General features: G+C 61.0%; 16 protein-coding genes. 9 read left to right on the plus strand and 7 right to left on the minus strand.

Features of this window, described 5'->3' with window-relative positions; genetic code table 11:
• Position 1: 1 nt before the first annotated feature.
• The 4 genes from O7A70_RS27585 to argE all read right to left on the minus strand — a co-directional run bounded on the left by O7A70_RS27585 (position 2) and on the right by argE (position 4,054).
• Positions 2–1,465 carry an aldehyde dehydrogenase family protein gene (locus O7A70_RS27585; RefSeq protein ID WP_337143175.1) on the minus strand — a complete coding sequence of 488 codons (1,464 nt, stop codon included), beginning with the start codon at positions 1,463–1,465 and terminating at the stop codon, positions 2–4.
• Between the two features lie 149 nt (positions 1,466–1,614).
• Positions 1,615–1,968: a cupin domain-containing protein gene (locus tag O7A70_RS27590; RefSeq protein ID WP_337143176.1), complete on the minus strand. Its 354-nt coding sequence runs from the start codon at positions 1,966–1,968 to the stop codon at positions 1,615–1,617.
• Positions 1,969–1,992: 24 nt separating this feature from the next.
• Positions 1,993–2,916 carry a 2-hydroxyacid dehydrogenase gene (locus O7A70_RS27595; protein WP_337143177.1) on the minus strand — a complete coding sequence of 308 codons (924 nt, stop codon included), beginning with the start codon at positions 2,914–2,916 and terminating at the stop codon, positions 1,993–1,995.
• Between the two features lie 13 nt (positions 2,917–2,929).
• Positions 2,930–4,054, minus strand: a complete 1,125-nt coding sequence (gene argE / locus O7A70_RS27600) for an acetylornithine deacetylase (protein WP_337143178.1) — start codon at positions 4,052–4,054, stop codon at positions 2,930–2,932.
• A gap of 221 nt (positions 4,055–4,275) precedes the next feature.
• Here argE and O7A70_RS27605 point away from each other — a divergent pair, with 221 nt between their 5' ends.
• From O7A70_RS27605 to O7A70_RS27625, 5 genes are all read left to right on the plus strand, one after another.
• Positions 4,276–5,178 (plus strand): GNAT family N-acetyltransferase, encoded by a 903-nt coding sequence (locus O7A70_RS27605; RefSeq protein ID WP_337143230.1) that lies wholly within the window; start codon positions 4,276–4,278, stop codon positions 5,176–5,178.
• A gap of 479 nt (positions 5,179–5,657) precedes the next feature.
• Entirely contained in the window at positions 5,658–7,331 is a 1,674-nt protein-coding gene (locus O7A70_RS27610) for an ABC transporter substrate-binding protein (RefSeq protein ID WP_337143179.1), read from the plus strand.
• A gap of 117 nt (positions 7,332–7,448) precedes the next feature.
• Complete coding sequence (locus tag O7A70_RS27615; protein ID WP_337143180.1) at positions 7,449–9,176, plus strand: ABC transporter ATP-binding protein; 1,728 nt, start codon at positions 7,449–7,451, stop codon at positions 9,174–9,176.
• Positions 9,173–10,036, plus strand: coding sequence for an ABC transporter permease (locus O7A70_RS27620; RefSeq protein ID WP_337143181.1), 864 nt, complete (start codon positions 9,173–9,175; stop codon positions 10,034–10,036). Before O7A70_RS27615 ends, O7A70_RS27620 begins: the two co-directional genes overlap by 4 nt.
• A 2-nt stretch (positions 10,037–10,038) precedes the next feature.
• Complete coding sequence (locus tag O7A70_RS27625) at positions 10,039–11,037, plus strand: ABC transporter permease (protein ID WP_337143182.1); 999 nt, start codon at positions 10,039–10,041, stop codon at positions 11,035–11,037.
• Positions 11,038–11,087: 50 nt separating this feature from the next.
• Here the strand turns inward: O7A70_RS27625 and O7A70_RS27630 are convergent, their stop codons facing one another.
• The gene (locus O7A70_RS27630; protein ID WP_337143183.1) at positions 11,088–12,935 is read right to left on the minus strand and encodes a PAS domain-containing sensor histidine kinase; all 1,848 of its coding nucleotides are present in this window, start codon (positions 12,933–12,935) and stop codon (positions 11,088–11,090) included.
• Positions 12,936–13,050: 115 nt separating this feature from the next.
• A complete protein-coding gene (locus O7A70_RS27635) occupies positions 13,051–13,719 on the minus strand; it encodes a response regulator transcription factor (protein WP_337143184.1) in 669 nt (222 codons plus the stop codon).
• Between the two features lie 681 nt (positions 13,720–14,400).
• Between O7A70_RS27635 and O7A70_RS27640 the strand changes: the two genes are divergently transcribed.
• Positions 14,401–15,567: a patatin-like phospholipase family protein gene (locus O7A70_RS27640; RefSeq protein ID WP_442921217.1), complete on the plus strand. Its 1,167-nt coding sequence runs from the start codon at positions 14,401–14,403 to the stop codon at positions 15,565–15,567.
• 24 nt (positions 15,568–15,591) lie between these two features.
• On the opposite strand, the gene O7A70_RS27645 is transcribed toward O7A70_RS27640, so the two are convergent.
• Entirely contained in the window at positions 15,592–16,209 is a 618-nt protein-coding gene (locus O7A70_RS27645; RefSeq protein ID WP_337143185.1) for a TetR/AcrR family transcriptional regulator, read from the minus strand.
• 390 nt (positions 16,210–16,599) lie between these two features.
• Here O7A70_RS27645 and O7A70_RS27650 point away from each other — a divergent pair, with 390 nt between their 5' ends.
• The 3 genes from O7A70_RS27650 to O7A70_RS27660 all read left to right on the plus strand — a co-directional run bounded on the left by O7A70_RS27650 (position 16,600) and on the right by O7A70_RS27660 (position 19,771).
• Positions 16,600–16,941 (plus strand): SPW repeat protein, encoded by a 342-nt coding sequence (locus tag O7A70_RS27650; protein ID WP_337143186.1) that lies wholly within the window; start codon positions 16,600–16,602, stop codon positions 16,939–16,941.
• A 65-nt stretch (positions 16,942–17,006) separates the two neighbouring features.
• Positions 17,007–18,041, plus strand: coding sequence for an HlyD family secretion protein (locus O7A70_RS27655; protein ID WP_337143187.1), 1,035 nt, complete (start codon positions 17,007–17,009; stop codon positions 18,039–18,041).
• Complete coding sequence (locus O7A70_RS27660; protein WP_337143188.1) at positions 18,038–19,771, plus strand: DHA2 family efflux MFS transporter permease subunit; 1,734 nt, start codon at positions 18,038–18,040, stop codon at positions 19,769–19,771. The genes O7A70_RS27655 and O7A70_RS27660 overlap by 4 nt, the downstream gene beginning before the upstream one ends.
• Positions 19,772–19,895 lie beyond the last annotated feature (124 nt).

Genomic DNA, 19,895 nt, shown 5'->3' on the forward strand with positions numbered 1-19,895 from the left:
TCTAGAGGCTGATCAGGACGCTCTTGGTCCTGCGATTGGCGAGATAGGCCTCGCGGCCGAGGTCCTTGCCGATGCCGGAACGCTTGTAGCCGCCGGTCGGCAGGATATGGTCGCGCGAGCGGCTGTATCGGTTGACCCAGACGGTGCCCGCCTCAAGCTTGCGCGCGAAGCGGATGGTGCGGGACAGGTCAGAGGTGAACAGGCCGGAAGCCAGCCCGTAGGTCGAATGGCTGGACAGTGCCAGCGCCTCCTCCTCGGTCTCGAAGGTCTGCACCGTCAGGACCGGGCCGAAGATTTCCTCGACAATTGCAGGATTGGACTGGTCGACACCTGTAATCAGCGTCGGTTCGTAGAAATAGCCGGTGTGATCCATGGCATGGCCGCCAGTCAGGCATTCGCCGCCGGCCTCGACCGCTGCCCGCACGATGCCGTCGATACGTGCCCGCTGTCGTTCGGAGATGATCGGCGAATACTGCGTCGTCGCGTCCCAGGTCGGGCCGGGCCGCACCGCCTTCATCTTTCCCAGGATAGCGGCCGTCAGCCTTTCGGCGACGCTTTTCTCGACGATAAGGCGCGTGCCGGCCACGCAGGCCTGGCCGGCGTTGAAGGTGACGCTGCCCGCGATCGCTGATGCCGCCTTGTCGAGATCGGCATCGGCAAAGACGAGCTGCGGGCTCTTGCCGCCGAGTTCAAGCGTCATCGGCTTGACGCCGGTGCGGGCGACGTTCTCCATGATGGCCGATCCGGCGCGGGTCGAGCCGGTGAAGGAGACCTTGGCGATCTCGGGATGGCCGGTCAGCGCCGTGCCGGTCGTCGGACCATCGCCCAGAACCACGTTGACGAGCCCAGCCGGCAGGCCAGCCCTGATAGCGAGCTGCGCGATGTAGACGGTCGAGAACGGCGTCATCTCGGAGGGCTTCAGCACTACCGCGTTGCCCGCCGCCAATGCCGGGCCGAGCTTCCATCCGGCCATCGACAGGGGAAAATTCCAGGGCGTGATCGCGCCGACCACGCCATAGGGCTCGCTCATGATCATGCCGAGACTGCCGTCGTCGGTCGGCGCCAAATCGCCGCCTTCCTTGTCGGCGAATTCGGCAAAGAAACGGATTTGCTCGGCGGTAATGGCGATGTCGCCGGCGATGAGTTGGCCGACGGGCCGCGTCGAGGACAGCGCCTCGATCCTGGCCAGCGTTGCCGCTTCCGCTTCGATCAGATCGGCCCAGGCCTGGAGTGCCTTGGTGCGCTCGCGTGGCCGAACGCCGCCCCAGTTGCTGGCCCTCAGTGCCGCCTTGGCGCTCTCCACCGCACGGTCGACGCTATCCATGCCGGCCACAGGGCAGTCAGTATAGGATTTGCCATCCGACGGGCGGCACATCTCGATCCCGCCCTCAGCAGAGATCAACTCCCCGCCGATGAAATGGCCGATGGGAAGGGGGATTGTGTCGGGATCGAAGCTCAGGCTCATCGACAACCACTCCGCGGCATCGGCAGGAACCTAGCGCGTGCCGGCACGCAGCATGCGCTGTTCGGGGTTCCGCCACCGACGAATGTTGTGTGCTGGGTGCGGGGGACGGCAAAATCTTCCGCGCGGGCCAGCACCTCGCTCGGATCCTGTCATCCCACGGTCACGTAGATCTTGCGCACCGTTTCGATCGTTTTCCAAATACCGGTGAAGCCAGGCTTCATCACGAAGCTGTCGCCGGCGCGGTAGGTCATCGTCGCGCCGGCGTCGGGCGTAATTTCGATCACGCCGGAGAGGATGTGGCAGAACTCGAATGTCTCCCCCTTGATCGAGCGCGTCTCGCCTGGGGTCGCTTCCCAGACGCCTGTATGGACGAGGTCGTCCTTGGCGACATCCTGCGCCCAGGTCTTGAAGGCAGGGTCGCCGGCAATCAGCCGCTCAGGCAGCGCCCTGGATTCGCGCGGCGAAGCGACTGGGTTGGTATTGACGGTCTTGAGCAGCGACATGAGGACGGCCTTTCTGGTTGGATTTCAATAGCCACGGGTTCGGTCGACGAGCCCGATCAGATCAAGCCCGACGCGATGGCGCCTGATGTTGTCGATGACGACGCGCGCGGCCGTGGCAGGCTCGGCGATGCTGGCGACATGCGGTGTCAGGATGATCTTCGGATGCGACCAGAACGGATGGCCCCCGGGCAGGGGTTCGGGATCGGTCACATCAATCATCGCCGCGGAGAGGTGATTGCTGTCGAGCGCGGCGACAAGCGCCTCGTGATCGAGCTGCGGTCCCCGGCCCGTGTGAACGAGCGCGGCATTCTTCGGCAGTTTCGCAAACAGGTCGGCATTGAGAAGACCGCGGGTGTGCTCGGTCAGCGGCAGCAGGCAGACCAATATGTCGCTAGCCGCGAGCATCTGCTCCAGTCCGGTCTCGCCATGATGGCAAGTCACACCTTCGATCCCTCTTGGGGATCGGCTCCAGCCAGCGAGCGGAAAAACGAAGGGTTTCAGCCGGTCGACGACGGCTTGGCCGAGCTGCCCCAGTCCGAGCACGCCGACCCGGCGCGACGCGGCCTGAAGCTGCGGGACATCGCGCCACTCGCCAGCGCGCTGCTGCGCCAAATAGATCGGCAGGTTGCGGTGCAAGGCGAGCACGGCCAGCGTCACGTATTCCTGTATCATCCGCACGATGCTTTCCTCGACCATGCGCACGATCTTCACCCTCGCGGGCACCGCCTCGAGGCGAAACTGGTCGACGCCGGCGCCGATTGAAAACAGGACTTCCAGGTTCCTGTAGCGGGTGAGGTTCTCCGGCACCGCCCAGGTGATCAGGTAACGCACGGTGTCGGGATCGACTGTCGCTGCATCCATCGCGAAGGGGAGGTCGGGCAATTCTTTGGCGAAAGCATCGGCGAAGACCGCGCCGCGCCGCGCATCGGAATTGAACAGGAATGTCATTCCGGGTTCCCCTTCAAGCCGCGCAACGCGCGCCCAGCGCTTCGATCATCCGCTGGCAAGCCGTGAGTTCGCTCGCGAGAATATATTCGTCCGGCTTGTGGGCGCGGGCAATGTCGCCCGGGCCGCAGATGATCGCGTCGAAGCCGGCAGCCTGGTAGAGCCCGGCCTCGGTGCCGTAGCTGACGGCGGCGAGCGCCGCTTCGCCGGTCAACTCGCCCAGCAGTGCCGCCAGGCTCGCGTCTTGCGGCAGCGATAGCGCCGGATAGGCGCTCATTGGCGCCCACTCTATCCGAAAGCCTCCGGCTGCAAGGGCCTCAGCCCGCGCCTTGACCGACGCGAGCAGGCTGGCAGGGTCTACACCGGGTATGGCACGCGCCTCGAGGTCCAGCGTGCAGCTGTCGGGGATGATGTTGACCGACTGTCCGCCCGCGATCACGCCGGCCTGCAGCGAGGAATAGGCTGGCTCGAAGGCAGGGTCGAAAGGACCATGCGTCAGCCGCTCGGCCTCACTCACGGCAGCGGCGAGCACTTCGGACATGGCATGGATGGCGTTGAGCCCTAGGTCAGGCCGTGAGGAATGGCCTGCACGTCCCTTGATGGTCACGCGGGCGGCCGCCTTGCCCTTGTGGCCGAGCACGGCGCGCATGCCGCTCGGCTCGCCGACGATGACGCCGAGCGGCTTTGCGCAAAGGTCGGGAAGCCGGGCGATGAGATGCGGCACGCCGCGGCACCCAATCTCCTCGTCGTAGGAGAAGGCGAGGTGGATCGGCCTGGCAAGGCGCAGCCGCGCCAACGCAGGCACCACCGCTAGCGAAGCGGCAAGAAAGCCCTTCATATCCGTGGTGCCGCGTCCGTAGAGGCGTTCGCCGTCCGGACGCAGCACGAAAGGGGATGAACTCCACTGCGGCTCGCCAGCGGGAACGACGTCCATGTGGCCAGACAGGATGTAGCCCGGCACATCGGCGGGGCCGATCGTTGCAAAAAGATTGGAGCGGTTACCCTCCGGCCCTGGAAGTAGGGTTACCTTCGCTCCCCTTTCCGCGAGATAGGCCTCGATCCAACCGGCGATGTCCCCGTTCGGCTTGCCGGCCACCGACGGAAAGGCGACGAGACGGTCAAGGATGTCAAAGACGTCCATTCCAGCCCTCAAGGCATTTGGGGTTCAGCATTCCGGGTTCGCCGGGCAGTACCCTCAAGGATGTGCGCCTTCTTTCGCGATTGCGTGCCGAAAGCGGAAGTGTTTCAGTTGAATCTTGCGTTGGTGCGCGGCTTTCTAGCAAATCGTATCGATGGTTTGTTTTAGCGTTGGCAGGAGCATGGGTGGCCTGTGTGTCACTCGTTACGCGGTCTTTCAGAGGCATGGAATTGAAGCCGTCCGGAAGCTTGAAAATCGATGCCTTCTCGATGCGGATCGGCGACATCGAAGGCGTCGAACTCGACCGGTTGCACGCGCACTCTCTATCCGTGGGATGGCCGCATCGCGCCGAGGATTGGCAATTCCTGCGCGAATCGGGACGGGGGTTCGTTGCGCTCGACGAGATCGGCCGGGTGCTCGGCTCGGCCATGTGGTTCCCGCATGGCGACGATTTCGCGACCGTAGGGATGGTCATCACCTCGCCGCGGCTGCAGACGCTGGGAGCCGGCCAGTGGCTTATGAAGCGGGTCTTCGACAACGTGGTCGGGCGCGACTTGCGCCTCAATGCGACCCGGGCGGCAAAGCGGCTCTACCTTTCGCTCGACTTCAAGCCGGAGAAGACCGTCTATCACTGCCATGGGATTGCCCGCGCCGCCACGGCGGCTGAAATAGACAGGGAGTGTGGCGAGGTGCGTCGGCTGGTGGCCGAGCACTTGCCGGCGATCATCGCGCTCGATGCGGTCGGTTTCGGAGTGCATAGAGCGGCGCTTGTCGAAAAGCTGTTCGAACAATCTGTTGGCTACGGGCTCTTCGGCGAGGGCGCGCTCAAGGCCTTCGCTCTCTGCCGGCCCTTCGGCCGCGGCCATGTCATCGGTCCGGTCCTAGCGGAGCGAGATACCGATGCCATCGCAGTGGTCCGGCCGCACATCGCCGATCATTCGGGCAGTTTCCTCCGGGTGGACACGCATATCGGAAGCGGCGAATTCGCCGCCTTTCTGGCGCACAGCGGAATGCCGGTCTTCGACACGGTACTGACCATGTCGATGGGCAAACGCCTCGCCGATTTTGCGGCCGACGGTGCAGCTACACCGGTAACTTATGCTCTGGCCAGTCAAACTCTCGGATAGGTCAGCCGAGGATGCGGGCCGTCGCGGCTGCCTAAGTTGACGGTACTTTGCAGGCGGCATCGGGGCGTAGCCAAACGTCCCGAGGTCTGGAAATCAACCGACCGTCTCCAAGCGGGGCGGCAATACTGCCGAGATTAACCATCGATTGCGACCCCTAAGCTTCGCATCGCCTGGGAATGCTACCGTGACAGGCATATGAAGAACAAAGGCCGAAGCGATGGGACAATCAAGAACTATGGTGGCCACGCCGGGCTTGGCCGACTGGCTTGACGAGCCGCTTTCCATCCGAAAGCTCACCAAACACTTCTGTAGAGAACTCGCCTGCAACAGTCACATACCTGTCCGGCCAGCCACCATCTATACCCTGGGGATAGGGTAACCTCTGCTTGATGTTCATAGACCGCGATCAGCGGATTGACGTATCATGGCGACAATCTCTGAGTGTCCGCATCGATGCCTAGGGCTGCAAGAAGATTTTGATGGCATCGATGGACGCTGGGTTGGACAAGAGCGTGAAATGCCTCGTTGGCCAAGAATCGACTGCGGATGGTCATCCTACAATCCCTAGTGAAGTACCAGGCCAACGGGAATCCTTCATGCAGATTTGCGCGTACCTGGCCAATCGATCCTTCAAACGTGGCGTCGTTGTGTGCGTGCTGGGACTCGTTCTCGGTTTGCTGGCTTCGATTGCGCCGGTCTGCGCTCAGGAGGTGCTTCGTGTCCCTTACGTCACAGATATTGGGACTTTCGATCCAGACAATGGGTTTGAGATCGGGGCGATGAGCGCTATCGACAGCGTCTACGAAGGCTTGGTCGAATATCAGCCAGGATCCACGAAGATCGTCGGTCTGCTGGCCAGAAGTTGGGAGATTTCGAAAGACGGGCTGACCTACACGTTCCACCTGGTCGACGGCGTCAAGTTCCACGACGGCACGCCTTTCAATGCCGCGGCTGTCGTCAGTTCCTTCCAGCGCCGCCGCAACCGTGGAATGAGCCTGAGCTATTCACTGAGCAACGTGACTGATGTGAGGGCGCGGGACGATCTCACGGTGGTGCTCACTCTCGGCCATCCTCAACCCTCCTTGCTGGACGGACTCTCCAGTCCGTGGGGACCCAAAGTCATCAGCCCGACCGCACTCGCCCAGCATGACAATGGCGATTTCGCAAAAACCTGGCTCAACGAGCATGCCGTGGGCACCGGGCCGTTCAAGCTCACGGAGTTCAATCGCGGGCAGCGTTACGTGCTCGAGCGCAACGACGACTATTGGGGTGATAAGCCCTTCTTTCGGGCTATCCAAATTTCGGTGGTGCCCGATATCAGCCAGCAAATTCTTCAACTTCAGGCCGGTCTGATCGATGCCGTGCCGATCAACTATCCGTTCGCGCAGCTCACGAACCTCCCAGCAGGTCTCGAGATAACCGCCGCTCCCAGCATGAACCAGTTCGATCTCTTCGTTAGGCCGGGTTCGCAACTAGATGACTTGGAAGTCCGTAAGGCCGTGATGACGGCAATCAACCCCGCCTTGTGGGTTAAGGATGCCTTTGGACAATTCGCGTCTCCTTCGAAATCGCTGTATTCAAAGGTTATGCTCGACGCGTCGCATCCGGTGGAGTTCCCTACCGACTTTAACGCGGCCAAGTCTGCGATCGCCAACCATGGCGAGGTCAATCTTGTTGTCGGTCTCCACAGTGCAGCGCCGAGCTACGGCCGCATCGCTGATCTGATGATCGCGCAACTGGCTCTGATCGGGGTGAAGGCAAGCGCCTATGTGCTGCCGTCCGGCGCCGCCTATACACTGAAGGACGATCCGAGTCCTCCCGACTTGCTGCTCACCATCTCAGGTCCTGATGCCGCACATCCAGAAAACCAGGCGAAGGTGTTCTTTACCAAGGACGCACCCCTCAACTTTTTCGGCCGCGTGCTGCCGGAGGCCGATACCATCGTCGATCGGGCTGGGCAGATGACGGAAATCGAAGAACGTGACGCGCTTTACGAGCAGGCGGGCCAATTGTATTTCGACGCTGGCTACGTCATTCCACTGGTTGACGTCGATGATGTGGTAGTCCACGTCCACGGTTTGGAGGACCTTGGACTACGTCCTGTGTACCCGCCGGGCAACATAGATTTCGCCACCGTTCGACGGGGACAGTAAAGCTGGCTAAGTCGCTGTTTCCGGTGGATCAGGTCGCAGTCGATGACTAGGCTCCCGCACCGAACGTTCGAACCGGCGACAAGCAAGCCGGTTCTTGCCGTCAAAGACCTTTCGGTCATGCTCAGCCGCGAAGGTCGTCGCTCCCGTGTCCTCGATGGCATCAGCTTTGACTTGTTTCCCGGTGAGATCATTGCGCTGGTCGGAGAAAGTGGCTCAGGCAAATCAAGCATAGGGTTGACGATTCAGGGGCTTCTGCCGCGTGAGAGCCAACCGCATGTTACAGGCTCGATCCTGCTGACAGGCACCGAGTTAGTCGGAGCTGGAGCGCATACATTGCGGCACGCCCGCCGTCACCTCGTTCGTGCCATTTCGCAAGATCCGATGGGTGCGCTCAACCCCACCATGACCATCCGCCGCCAGATGAGGGAGTCCAATGGCGGGTCAAACGCATCAATCGTCGACTGGCTCAGCCGAACCGGCTTGCCCGATCCCGATCGCATCGCGGACGCCCTTCCGCATCGTCTCTCGGGGGGGCAGCGTCAACGCGTTTTGATTGCCATGGCGGTGATGGCAAAACCTAAATTGCTGATAGCCGACGAACCGAACACCGCGCTTGACGTCACCACCCAAAAGCAAATCCTCGATCTGTTGCGAGACCACGTCCGCGAGCACACCGCGATTGTGTTCGTAACGCACGATCTTGCCGTGGCGGCATCACTGGCGGATCGCGTACTGGTTCTCTACGCCGGACGCGTCGCCGAGATCGGCCATATCCGCGATGTCGTCCGCAATCCTGCACACCCCTATTCCGCTGGCCTCCTTGCCGCCCGCTTCGACTTCAACTCCGATCGGTTGCGGCCGCTCCCCACTCTCCCGCCGGAGCGCAGACACTCCGTCAATGTCGAAAGCGCCTGCGCTTATGCAATGCGTTGCCCACTCGTCCAGTCAGATTGCACGGCGATCCGGCCAGCACTGCGGCCTGTTTCCTCCCACCGCGGAACAGCGGCCTGCCTCCACGCCGAACAGACACCATTCCTCGCGAAACATAGCGCAGCCTCGAAGCCATGGCCGGCCCAGACGACCCAGGAAGGTATCGTTTTGAAGCTGTCGAATGTCGGAAAGAGCTATCCGACGGGCGCCCGATCGTTTTGGCGCGCCCGTCGACCGAAGCCCGTACTGAAATCGATCAGCCTCTCGATCAAGGTTGGGGAGTGCGTGGCTCTGGTAGGTGAGAGTGGTGCCGGCAAGTCCACCCTTCTGAGAATTGCCGCCGGGCTCCTGGCTTGCGACAGCGGGAAAGTTTCACGCTTCGACAACTTACTTCCGCAAGTGGTGTTTCAGGACCCGATATCGGCGCTCACGCCGTGGCTCTCGATCGGCGAACAAATCGGCGAGCGCCTGCGCGCGCTGTCGCGGGACAGTGATTACCGTCGGCGGCGCGTTGGAGAGGCGCTCAAGCTGGTTGGCCTCGACCCGGTACTGATGGACGCTTTGCCGGCCGAGCTTTCCGTCGGGCAATGCCAGCGTGCCGTTGTGGCGCGGGGTGTTATCGTCCGCCCAAAACTTCTCCTCTGCGACGAACCGATCAGCGCTATGGACGTCTCGCTCGCGGCCACGACATTGAACCTTCTCGGCGACCTCCGCCGGAGGCTCGGCATGGCGATGTTATTCGTTACCCACGATCTTGCGGCCGCGAGGATTATCGCTGATCGCATTGCAGTGCTGAAGGACGGCGAATTGGTGGAGGTTGCCGACCCAGATACGCTCCTTGCCGCGCCCCAGACCGCTTACACACGCTCGCTCATCGCGGCCGTGCCGGGTCTCGATTCGGAACAAGGTCGATGACCGGCATGTCGGACCTGGATACACGGCCTGCCAGGCCCCGGTTCAACTGGCGCGATTTCTTCCGGCGTGCCGGATGGCTCGAAAGCATCGGCATTGTCGGCGTGCCCGTTGTCACTGCAGTCGCCCTGCTAGCCCCCTGGATAACGCCGTTTGACCCACAACTGCGCGTCGCCGCGGCCTATCTCCCGCCATCGGGTGAGCATTGGTTCGGCACCGACGAGATCGGTCGCGATCTGTTCTCGCGTGTCATTCTCGGCGTTCAATACACGTGGCTGCCAGGGCTGATCTTGATCGGTTTCAGCCTCATCGTCGGTTCACTACTCGGGCTGATCTCCGGCCTGATGGGCGATAGGGTCGATCTGGTTATCCAGCGCATCACCGACCTGTTCCTAGTACTCCCAGCGACGCTCATCGCACTCGCTGTTGTTGCCTCGCTCGGTCCTGGGCTGGTCGACACGATGATCGCGATTGCCATTTTCTGGTGGCCTTGGTACGCACGCATTTCCCGCGATGAAATTCGTCGCCTCAAAGCCCGCCCGCATGTCGAGGCGGCCCGCATCGCCGGAGTCCGTGGTCGGCGATTGCTTCTGCGCTATTTACTGCCGGGAGCCGCCCCCGCCTTGCTCATCGCTGCGTCGCTGGATCTCGCGAATGTCATCATGACCCTATCGTTGATGTCGTTCCTTGGCCTTGGGTTACCCGCACCGGCGCCTGAACTCGGAGCGATGACCGCGCGTGCGCTCGACAGCCTCACCGTCCACTGGTGGCTGCCAATCCTGCCGGCCGCGATCATCTTCTTTCTCTGCCTGCTCACCAATCTGGCCGGCGACGGCCTGCGTGCCGCACTGAGAGGCGCGTGACTATGCTGACTTACCTGATCAAGCGCATCGCCGGTGCTGTCGTCGTCCTCCTGGTTATGAGCTTCATCGTTTTCTGTCTTCAGAGCATTATTCCCGCCGATCCAGTGCGTGCTGTAGCTGGGCCGAGCGCTCCGCCCGAAACTATCAAAGCGATACGCGAGCAACTCGGCATCGACCAGCCGGTCGTTGTCCAGTACGGGCGCTTTCTCCTGCGCCTCGTTCATGGGGATCTTGGCATCTCAGTGAGGACCCGGCGGCCAGTGGCTGTCGATATACGGCAATATTTGCCTGCCACGCTCGAGCTTGCGCTGGTATCGCTAACCTTGGGGGCGGCGCTTTCGGGCGCCATGGCGCTACTTCAGTTTATATTTACGGGATCGACCGGCATACGGCTCGCTATAATCGGTGCGGGCTCGACACCGGTCTTTCTGTCGGCTTTGCTTCTGGCTTACTTTTTCTGGTTCCGGCTCGGATGGCTTCCAGGAGCGGGTCGCCTTGATTTTAGCCGCTTTAGCGGGTTCACCGGCCCCACAGGGCTCAATCTCATCGATGGAATACTGACCGGCCGTCCCGAGGTCAGCGTAGATGCGCTGAAGCACATTTTCCTCCCCGCACTCGCACTGGCATTGCCCATCGGCGTTGCGGTTGGCCGAAGCCTGAACGGTGCGCTTCACGATGTCGTGAGCCAGGCATATGTCCGGACGGCCCGCGGCAAGGGCCTTAGCGAGACCAGTGTGTTGTTGCGCCACGGTTTGCGCAACGCCGCCTCGGCCCCGCTGTCTATGTTCAGCCTTCAAGTCCGCCTCCTCTTCGGCGGCCTTCTTGTTGTCGAGCGCGTATTCGGGTGGCCTGGGCTAGGCCTATATGCAGTTCAAGCTTTTGCCAGCGCCGACCTGCCAGCGGTGCTAGGCGTCGCCATGGTCTTTGGCATCCTATACATTTTGGTCAACACGTTCGTGGAAATCAGCCAGTCGCTAGCTGACCCTCGGATTGATCTGTGACCTGTAGAGCCTGCCCTCGACCCCGATGACAAATCGCATTGATTTTTGTTCTAGCCGGGTCCCGGTTCGGCAGTCGAGATATTGGTTGCTTTGGCGGAACCTTTTGGCAGGCCGAAGGTTATCGACGCACCGCCAGTTGCGATGTTGTTGGCCCAAAGCCGGCCGCCATGAGACTCGATGATCGAGCGGCAGATCGCCAGGCCCATTCCCAATCCCTCTTGCTTGGTGGTGTAAAACGCCTCAAAAATCCTTTCCGGATCGCTCAGTCCGCGCCCTTGGTCGCACACCTCTACCTCGACCATCTCGTCGCCACGGCACCGCGAGACGATTCGCAGCCTTCTCGAGTGGGCGTTGATGTCGTGCATAGCTTCGATGCCGTTGCGTACAAGGTTCAGCACGACCTGCTCCATTTGCACATGATCGGCGGTAACTGCTGGCAGGCGAGGGTCGAGTTCAATATCAAGTTTGACACTACTCGACTGAAGCTTGTCGGCAAGCAGGTCACACACTTCAATGACCACCGCATTCAGGTCTATCGGCTCGGGCTCAGCTGTCGTCCTCGCGAACAATGCCCGGATACGGCTGATCACCTGAGCGGCAGCATCGGCATTTCGGATGATCTTTTGAGCGACCCGAATGGCATTATCGAAGCTTGGCGGGTCCGCACCGAGCCATCTCTGGAAGGCGCCGGCGTTCGCCACCACAGCCTGCAGCGGCTGGTTGAGCTCATGTGCGATGGAAACCGATAGTTCGGACAAACTGGCTGCCCGCAGCGCACGCGAAAGTCTCTCGTCCGCCAGGCGCAGCGCCTCCTGCGCGCGGATTTCGTCATCGATGTCCAAGTTTACGCCGTACCAACGCACGATGGTGCCATCGTCATCGCGCAGCGGTTCGAAGCGTGAATCTATCCAGCGATACTCGCCATCTTTGCGGCAAATCCGACCTTTGTGCTGGAGCGGCTCACCGCGCGCAAAGGACGTCTTGAACGCAGCCTTCATGGCTGCCCGGTCGTCCGGATGGAACAACTCTACATGTTTGGCGAATTGAGGCTTGCCGCTTGGTTCCTTCTCCGTTGGGTCTACTCCGGCCCAGTCGACGAAACGCTTGTTGAAATAATATGGCAGGCCCGCCGGCGTCAGAAGCCAGATCATGGTCGGGACTGTATCGACAAGAAGTCGCAGTTCTCTCTCGCTTTGGCGCAGCGCGGCTTCGGCCTTCCTCTGATCGTCGATATCTTCGATTTGACCGTTCCAGCCAATTATCCTTCCACGATCATCTCGCGAAGCGACGCCAATATCGCGAAACCACCGGTATGTGCCGTCGAACCGCCGGACGCGCCGTTCGTCGTTCAGCGGTTCACCGGTCGACATGCTGTGGCGCCACCTGGCTATGCTCGCCTCGACGTCGTCCGGATGGATAAACTGTGCCCACGAATAGTCATCTGCATCCATCATCCTTCGCATTTCGTCGGCCGTAACACCCACGTATGCGAGGGCAGCAGGATTGAAGAACCGAAGGCGGCCGTTTGGATGGGCTGCCCATCCGAGACCCGGGATGTTGGCAATATCGGGCTTAGTGCCCTGGTAGCTTTGATCGTAGAAGCTCATGGTCCTGAAAATCTTGATCACGAGCCACAGCGCGAACGCCGCCACGATAAACACCACCCACCGGGCCACCACGCCTGTGGCCCTGGATTCCGGCAAAAACAGGATCGCGGATGAAAGCAGACCAGCCGCGGCAACGGCCACCAGTCCCGCCTTCCAGCCGATGCAGATGCATATGATCGCAACCGCAACCAGCAGACCGGAGGGCTCATCGATAGATATTGCCAGCAATACGCTCGCAGCGCCGATCACCAATGCCACGGCGCGGCGTTGTTTCGATGACGTCAGCTCCATTCTTGAGACCCTCTCGAGACCGCCTCTGCGTCCGTCTCCCGGTCGCGGCCGTTATCCAAGCAGCTAAAGGAGCCCTGCACTTGATTGCCCAACTGTCCTCTCCGGCAGCCGGGGCTCAGCGGATATCAGTTGGAAGCGACTGCCAAACGTTGAAGAGATGAGAGACGGACCTTGCGTTCATCTTCTTCATCATGTTGCTCCGATGGAGCTTTACAGTGATTTCGCTGATACCAAGGTGCGATGCGATCTGCTTGTTCATCGCGCCAGAGACCACGAATCTCAGCACTTCCCGCTCGCGGGGCGTAAGTGTCTGATAGAGGGCCGCGTTCTTGCGTGATATGGCCGACGCCGCTCTTCGCGCGACGTCGGTGGCTATGGCTGTAGACACCGCGTCCAGGAACGTCTGGTCCCGCACCGGCTTGGTCAGGAAATCCACTGCCCCTGCCTTTATCGCCTTGACGCTCATGGCGATGTCGCCATGACCCGTCAAGAAGACGATCGGCGTCCTTATGCCTTTGCTTGCAAGCAGATGCTGGAGGTCGAGGCCGCTCAGACCAGGCATTCGCACATCGAGAACAAGGCAGCCCGGGCGATCCGGCAGCGTCGCGTCCAGCACTTCCTGGCCTGAGGGAAACGATATCGTGTCGATGCCAACCGAATTCAGCAACTCCTCCAACGCGTCGCGGACCGCTGCGTCATCGTCGATCAGAATTACTACGGGACTGTCTGCGATACCTGAAGTTGCCACGCCATTACTCTCGCCTCGGGGAGATCTGCTGGACACGAATTGGCGTCACGTGATCAGTGTCAACTGCGTTTCCGTCACACGTCAATTACGACCTCCGCCTCACGCGCTGCCGCCGGAATTCGTTCGGCGACCGATAGCTAACGATGCCCCGCCAATCGTAGTCTCTAGGTCTGGCGTAGCTGTATAGCGGCAGGCAACGCAACACGACAAAGGGTGATCGGATCTGGCGATTTGAATGGCTGACCTAGACCTCGGTATAGGTATGTGGACCGCCGGTTCCGGCCCTTATGTCGTTCGCCTTCGGCGCAGGGCATCACCATGGGTGATCGGCTGCTTCGCCAGACGCCGCTGTGCCCCACCCGCGCCGGTGCTGCGGAGCCATTATCACGAGGGGAAAAACTGCGGTGGTCTGCCGATATCCAACAGGCGACCTATACTAGGGTATTGCCTGCCTTCATCCTTGAACCAATCGACTACAAACCACGCCTTCACATAGCCTGCTTCAGCGGCTCCTCATCGACGTCGTGTCGGTCAAAATGAGGAGCATGCAATCCGCATGATGGGTCGGGCCGACGGGTAATACCGCGCTGCCAGCATTACGCATGCCTATGGAGATCAAGGCTCATCGCCGGAAGCGACCCGTTCGACCGGTGCCCGAGACCATCGGATTAACCGAAGTTGCGGTGTTCACGATGCCAAGCACGTTGGAGATCCGCTTTGCGGCCTTTGAAAATATTGGTGCTCATTGGGCTGGCAGCACTGGTTGCGACTTTCGCCCGGTTCCAGGGTTGCGCGCCTGGGATCACCGCGACGGACAGATCCAATGACGCCGCGGAAGCAGACAAGGCTTCGATCACCGGCTATGGCGAGATCCGAATGTATCGCGACGCTCTGATCGGGTCAGGAGATGTTCGCGACTGGACGCCGGAGACCGAGCCGAATGGCCTCGACGTCCTTATGATCTCCGGCGGCGGTGCGGGAGGCGCCTTCAGCGTCGGCGTACTTTCGGCATGGAGCGCGGCCGGTACCCGCCCGCAATTCGATGTGGTCACCGGCGTAAGCACGGGTGCCTTGATCGCACCGTTCGCGTTCCTCGGATCTGCTTATGACGAAACTCTGGTGCATCTCACTACGAGCGGTGTCGCGGAGGACCTTATCGCAACCAAATTTCCCGTTGGCTTGATTGGATCGAGCTTGCTGAGATCAGCGCCGTTGAGGTGGATGGTCGAGCGCTTCATCACTCCGGCGGTCCTGCAACAGATTGCAGCACAACATCGCGAGGGCCGTCGCCTTTTTGTCCTCACAACCAATCTCGACACCCAGCGTGCCGTCTTGTGGAACATAGGCGCCATCGCCAACAGCGGCCGCGCGGCCGCGCTCAAGCTTGTCCAGGATGTTCTGATAGCATCAGCGAGCATTCCGGGTGTTTATCCGGCGGTCATGATCGAGACCGAGTCGGGAGGTCGCCGCTTCCAGGAAATGCATTCTGATGGGGGATCGTCCTCGCAATTCTTGATCCTTCCACAGGCAATCCTGAGAAGCACAAACCATCTCGTGCCGAACAAGCAGCAGGACGTCGATTTCTACGTGATCGTCAACAACGCGCTCATACCGGAATTCGCAACCACGCCGAACAGAACGCTGTCCGTCATGGCAAGGGCATACTCCATCCTCCTCAAGTCCCAAACGCAGAGCGAACTGACGATCCTTTATGATTATACCAAACAGACAGGGGCACGTTTCCACCTGGCGACGATTGACGTTCAGGTCCCCTATTCGATGCTCAATCCTTTCAGCACCAGTTATATGCAGACCGTCTATGACCTTGGATACACCGGAACAGTCGCCGGAAATCTGTGGAAAGACCGCCCTGTCTTTCGCTGAAGGCGGTCGCCCTTTGAATGCTTCTTAACCCGGTCGAATACCGTTCAAAAAGACCTCAACGGCGGAACTGACCGCTGCCTTCGCTTCTTCGCGCGACGGCGGCGGGCGTAGGCCGAGAATGACCTGCAGATGGAGGTTGCCCCGCATCATGGCTACAAAATGGCCTGCCAAGCCCAGGCAATCGCCGCCCTGAATTTCTCCGCGCTCCTTTGCGACTTCGAGGACCTCGGCGAGCCGGGACGTGGCCCGGCCGGGTCCCTGTTCGTAGAACGACTTCACGAGATCAGGAAAGCGATTGGCCTCGGCCCCGGCAATTCTGTATATGCCGAGCAAGGTGGGCGACATGTAAGCGTCCAGAAGCTGTTGGCCAAATGCCGTCAGCGTCTCCCGCAAGTCATGGCCTTCAATCTCTTCAATTGCCAAGGTCGAAAGCACCTTGTCTGCGCTTTCCACTATGATGGCCGAGAACAGCCCTTCCTTATTGCCGAACTCATTGTAAATGTTGCGTTTCGATCCGCCCACGCGTTCGATGATCGCGTCGATGCTTGTTGCCGCGTAGCCTTGTTCGAAAAAGACCTCGGCAGCCGCCTGAAGAAGGGCCTCACGACGGGTTTTGGTTCCCCTCGACTTCGCTGCAACCACAGGCCTTTCCCCCCAATCACAATGCGCTTCCTGATTGGTAACGAGTGTTACCAAAGACGTCAACGGTAGTATGCCAGGGGCCGTGGTGCTGGTGTGCCTGGCGTCGCGCATACCGCGGGCCTGGCCGGCGAATCCTGTCCGCACTGTCTCGCAACGGCAAGGTGGGTGACACATGCGACGTAAGAAGGGCTGATCTCCTAAGCCGAAGCTCGCTGCGACCTGAGCGCTTCGCTACCTTTCACCATCATCACGCCCATCCGCCTGACACCTTAGCATCGCCCGACATACGCCTGCGTAGAATAGGCGAGCGCACCGGACTGTCTCATCCTCCCGTCTCCGTTCACCGCAGCCTTGGTGGAAAGGTGGTACGGACCGAAAAAGGAGATGAAGATGAAAAGTGAAGTACCAAGCAAGGGGTTGGAGTGGACCAACCTCATTCTGGGCGCTGGCTTGGCCTGCGCTGCGTTCCTGTTTGCCGGGCTGCCTGCCGCGGCTTGGAACGCCGGGATCGCTGGCACGCTGATCGTATGCTGCTCCGCTGTCGCGCTCTACCGCTACGGGGCTTGGGCCGAATGGTCCAACCTCACCCTGGGTTCATGGGCGGTGATTGCGCCATTCCTGCTCGGCTTCGGATCGGCACAGGCAGCAATGTGGACCCACGTCCTGATTGGACTCTGCGTCGCGACGGTCGCCATCATCCAGCTCCGGAACAGCCGCACGGCATCGGCATAGCCTCTTGACTTGGTAACAGTCATTACCGTAAAAGCGGATGGTAACGTTCATTACCGGAGGACGCCGTGGCACAGCGCAACAAAAGAAAGATCGTCGGCTTGCTGCTGTGCCTCGGCGCCTTTGTGGTCGTGGCTGCGGGGTGGGCTTGGGCCAGTTCGGACGGCAACGTGTCGACCGACAACGCCTATGTCCGCGGAGACGTGACCTCCATCGCTCCAAAAGTTGCCGGCTATGTCACTGCGGTGGAGATTAAGGACAACCAGACCGTCCAGGCCGGAGACGTCCTGTTCCGGATTGACGATCGGGACTACCGCGCACGCCTCGCGCAAGCTGCGGCCAATGTCGAAGCTGCCCAGGCTCGTCTCAGCAATGTTGCAGCAGAGATCCAGCTTCAGCATGCCCTCATCCGACAGGCCGAAGCCCAGATGCGTTCGGCCGAGGCCGAGTTGAACCTCGCGATAAAGGCGTCCGACCGCCGCCGCGAACTTATTCGCAGCAACGCCGTGAGCCGGGCCCAGGTCGATGAAACTGATGCCGCGCGCTTGAGAGCCGAGGCTGGCCTGGCAGCGGCATCGGCAACGGTAGAGGCACAGCAGCAACGTGTCGCCGTTCTTGCCACTCAGCGCGAAGCGGCCGTTGCCGCCGTCGCACAGGCACGGGCCGCATGCGATCTCGCCCAAATCGATCTCGACAGCACCGTGGTGCGCGCTCCAGTCAGCGGCGTCATCGGCAACCGTCAGGTGCGCATTGGCCGGCTTGTCGCGCCTGGCGTCTCCTTGCTGGATCTCGTACCGGTCAACGACGTGTGGGTCGTGGCGAATTTCAAAGAAACCCAGGTCGAATATATCCGGCCCGGCCAGCACGTCCGCATTGCCATCGACGGCTACCCAAACGAGAGGTTTGAAGGGGTGGTGGACAGCTTTTCGCCGGGCAGCGGATCTGCGTTCAGCCTGCTTCCCGCGGATAATGCGACCGGGAACTTCGTTCGCGTCGTCCAGCGCATTCCAGTCAAGATCCGGTTTGTCGGCAATCCATTGGCCGGCCGCCTCGTCCCGGGCCTGTCCGCCCGGGTCGAGATCAATGGAGCGAGCGGCTCGTGACCACGGCGCTCGTCGCCACGCAGGGCCGTGGTCGATCTGCGGCGGGAGGCTTTCTCGTCGCGGGCATCGTGCTCGCCTCCTTGACTGAGGCGATTGCCAGCACGGTCCTGTCGCTCGGGCGCGGCGATATCATTGGCGACACCTATGCAACTCCCGATGAGTTCGCTTGGCTGGACATCGGATACACCGCTCCGAAGCTAGTCGGGTTCATGGCCGCTGCCTGCCTGATGAACCGTGTCAACCCGCGCAGTCTGGTCATCGGCTCAACCCTGGTCATGGGCATAGCCTGCGCCATTGCCGCCACCACAGACCGATTGGACCTGCTTGTCTTGCTCCGCGTGATGCAAGGCTTCTCCGGAGGCATCCTGCTTGTTGGGGGCCAGGCGGTCATTTTTCTCGCCTATCCGCGATCCCACCAACCAATCCTTCAAGCCCTGTTCGCAATGGGGTCGGTCGTTGCCCCCGCCACCATCGCTCCAGCCCTTCAAGGGTGGTTGCTCGATAGCCAATCCTGGACATGGATATTCTTCAGCATCGTTCCGGTGGCGTTGGCGGCGGCCGGGCTTCTGCTGATCGCGGACAGCCCGATCCACGCTAAGACCACGCACCATCCGTTTGATTGGTTCGGCTTCGCCCTGATCTCCGTCACACTTTTCTGCTTCACCTATGTCTTCAGCCAAGGCAGCCGATGGGACTGGTTCGAGGAGCCTCGGATCCTGTGGGTGGCAGTGATCGGCACGGCCACCTTGCTGGCATTTCTCGGCCAACAGGTGATGGCCGAAGGCCAAGGCCTGCTGGATTTCACCTTGTTCAAATCGGAGGATTTTTCGTTCGCCTTCATCGTCAGTTTCGTCGCCGGCGCCGCTTTGTTCGGGAGCGCCTTCCTGATCCCTTCGTTTGCCGTGTCCGTCCTTGCGTTCACGCCAACCGATGCCGGCCTGCTGCTGTTGCCGAGCGGCGTACTTTTCATCAGCGCGCTCCTCATCGCTGCTTTCCTCATGCAGGCCCGCCGGGTTCCTCCGATCGCCACGGTACCCTTCGGAATCCTGATGATCATGGTTGCGATGTGGATGCTGTCCGGTTCGACCATCGAGAGCGGAGCGGACGACATGATGCCAGCCATCCTGTTGCGCGGTCTGGGCCTCGGCTTCCTGTTCCTGTCGATCACCCTCATCGCTTTCGGCAGACTCGACGACCAAAACCTGGCATCCGGCATAGGCCTCTTCAACACGGGTCGTCAGCTCGGCGGTCTTATGGGAGTCGCCGGGCTTCAGACATTGATCGACCACAACGTCGCGGCCAATGTCGCGGTACTTGGCGCCAATGTCACCGCGGGCATTCCTGCAGTCAGCGAGCGTCTGTCGACGACGACCGCCTTGTTGGCGGCAAGAGGGATGGATCCCGTGGCGGCTGGTCGGGCAGCGACGAGCCTGCTGGGGAGAGCCGTCGCCGGTCAGTCCACCGTGATCGCCTTCGACACCGCGTTCAATGCCGTAGCGCTGCTGCTTGTGATCGCCGCGCCCGTTCTGGTCGCGATCAAGATCGGCCTCACCCGATTCACAAGACTGCGCGCGGCGCAATTATCCTTGAAGCCAACCGGCTTCCCGAGGCTGGACGCGCCTGCGTCCGACATGATTCCGAGCCAGCCGTCCTTGGTCGCCTCGAAAGTCCGAATCGACGAGAATCAGCGGCAGGCGTCTGCGACGGAAGACGCGCGGTTGCCAGTCTGACACACGTCCGGGATTGTCCCGGCTTGGCCGCTCCATCGCGCGCCGTGGGTGCTGGGAGGGCAACCCAGCGAAACCGCAGCAAGACATATACTGCGGTATGGATCGCCCTCATCCCCAACCCAAT

Source organism: Mesorhizobium sp. Cs1299R1N1 (genome assembly GCF_037179655.1).
GTDB classification, from domain to species: Bacteria; Pseudomonadota; Alphaproteobacteria; order Rhizobiales; family Rhizobiaceae; genus Mesorhizobium; species Mesorhizobium salmacidum.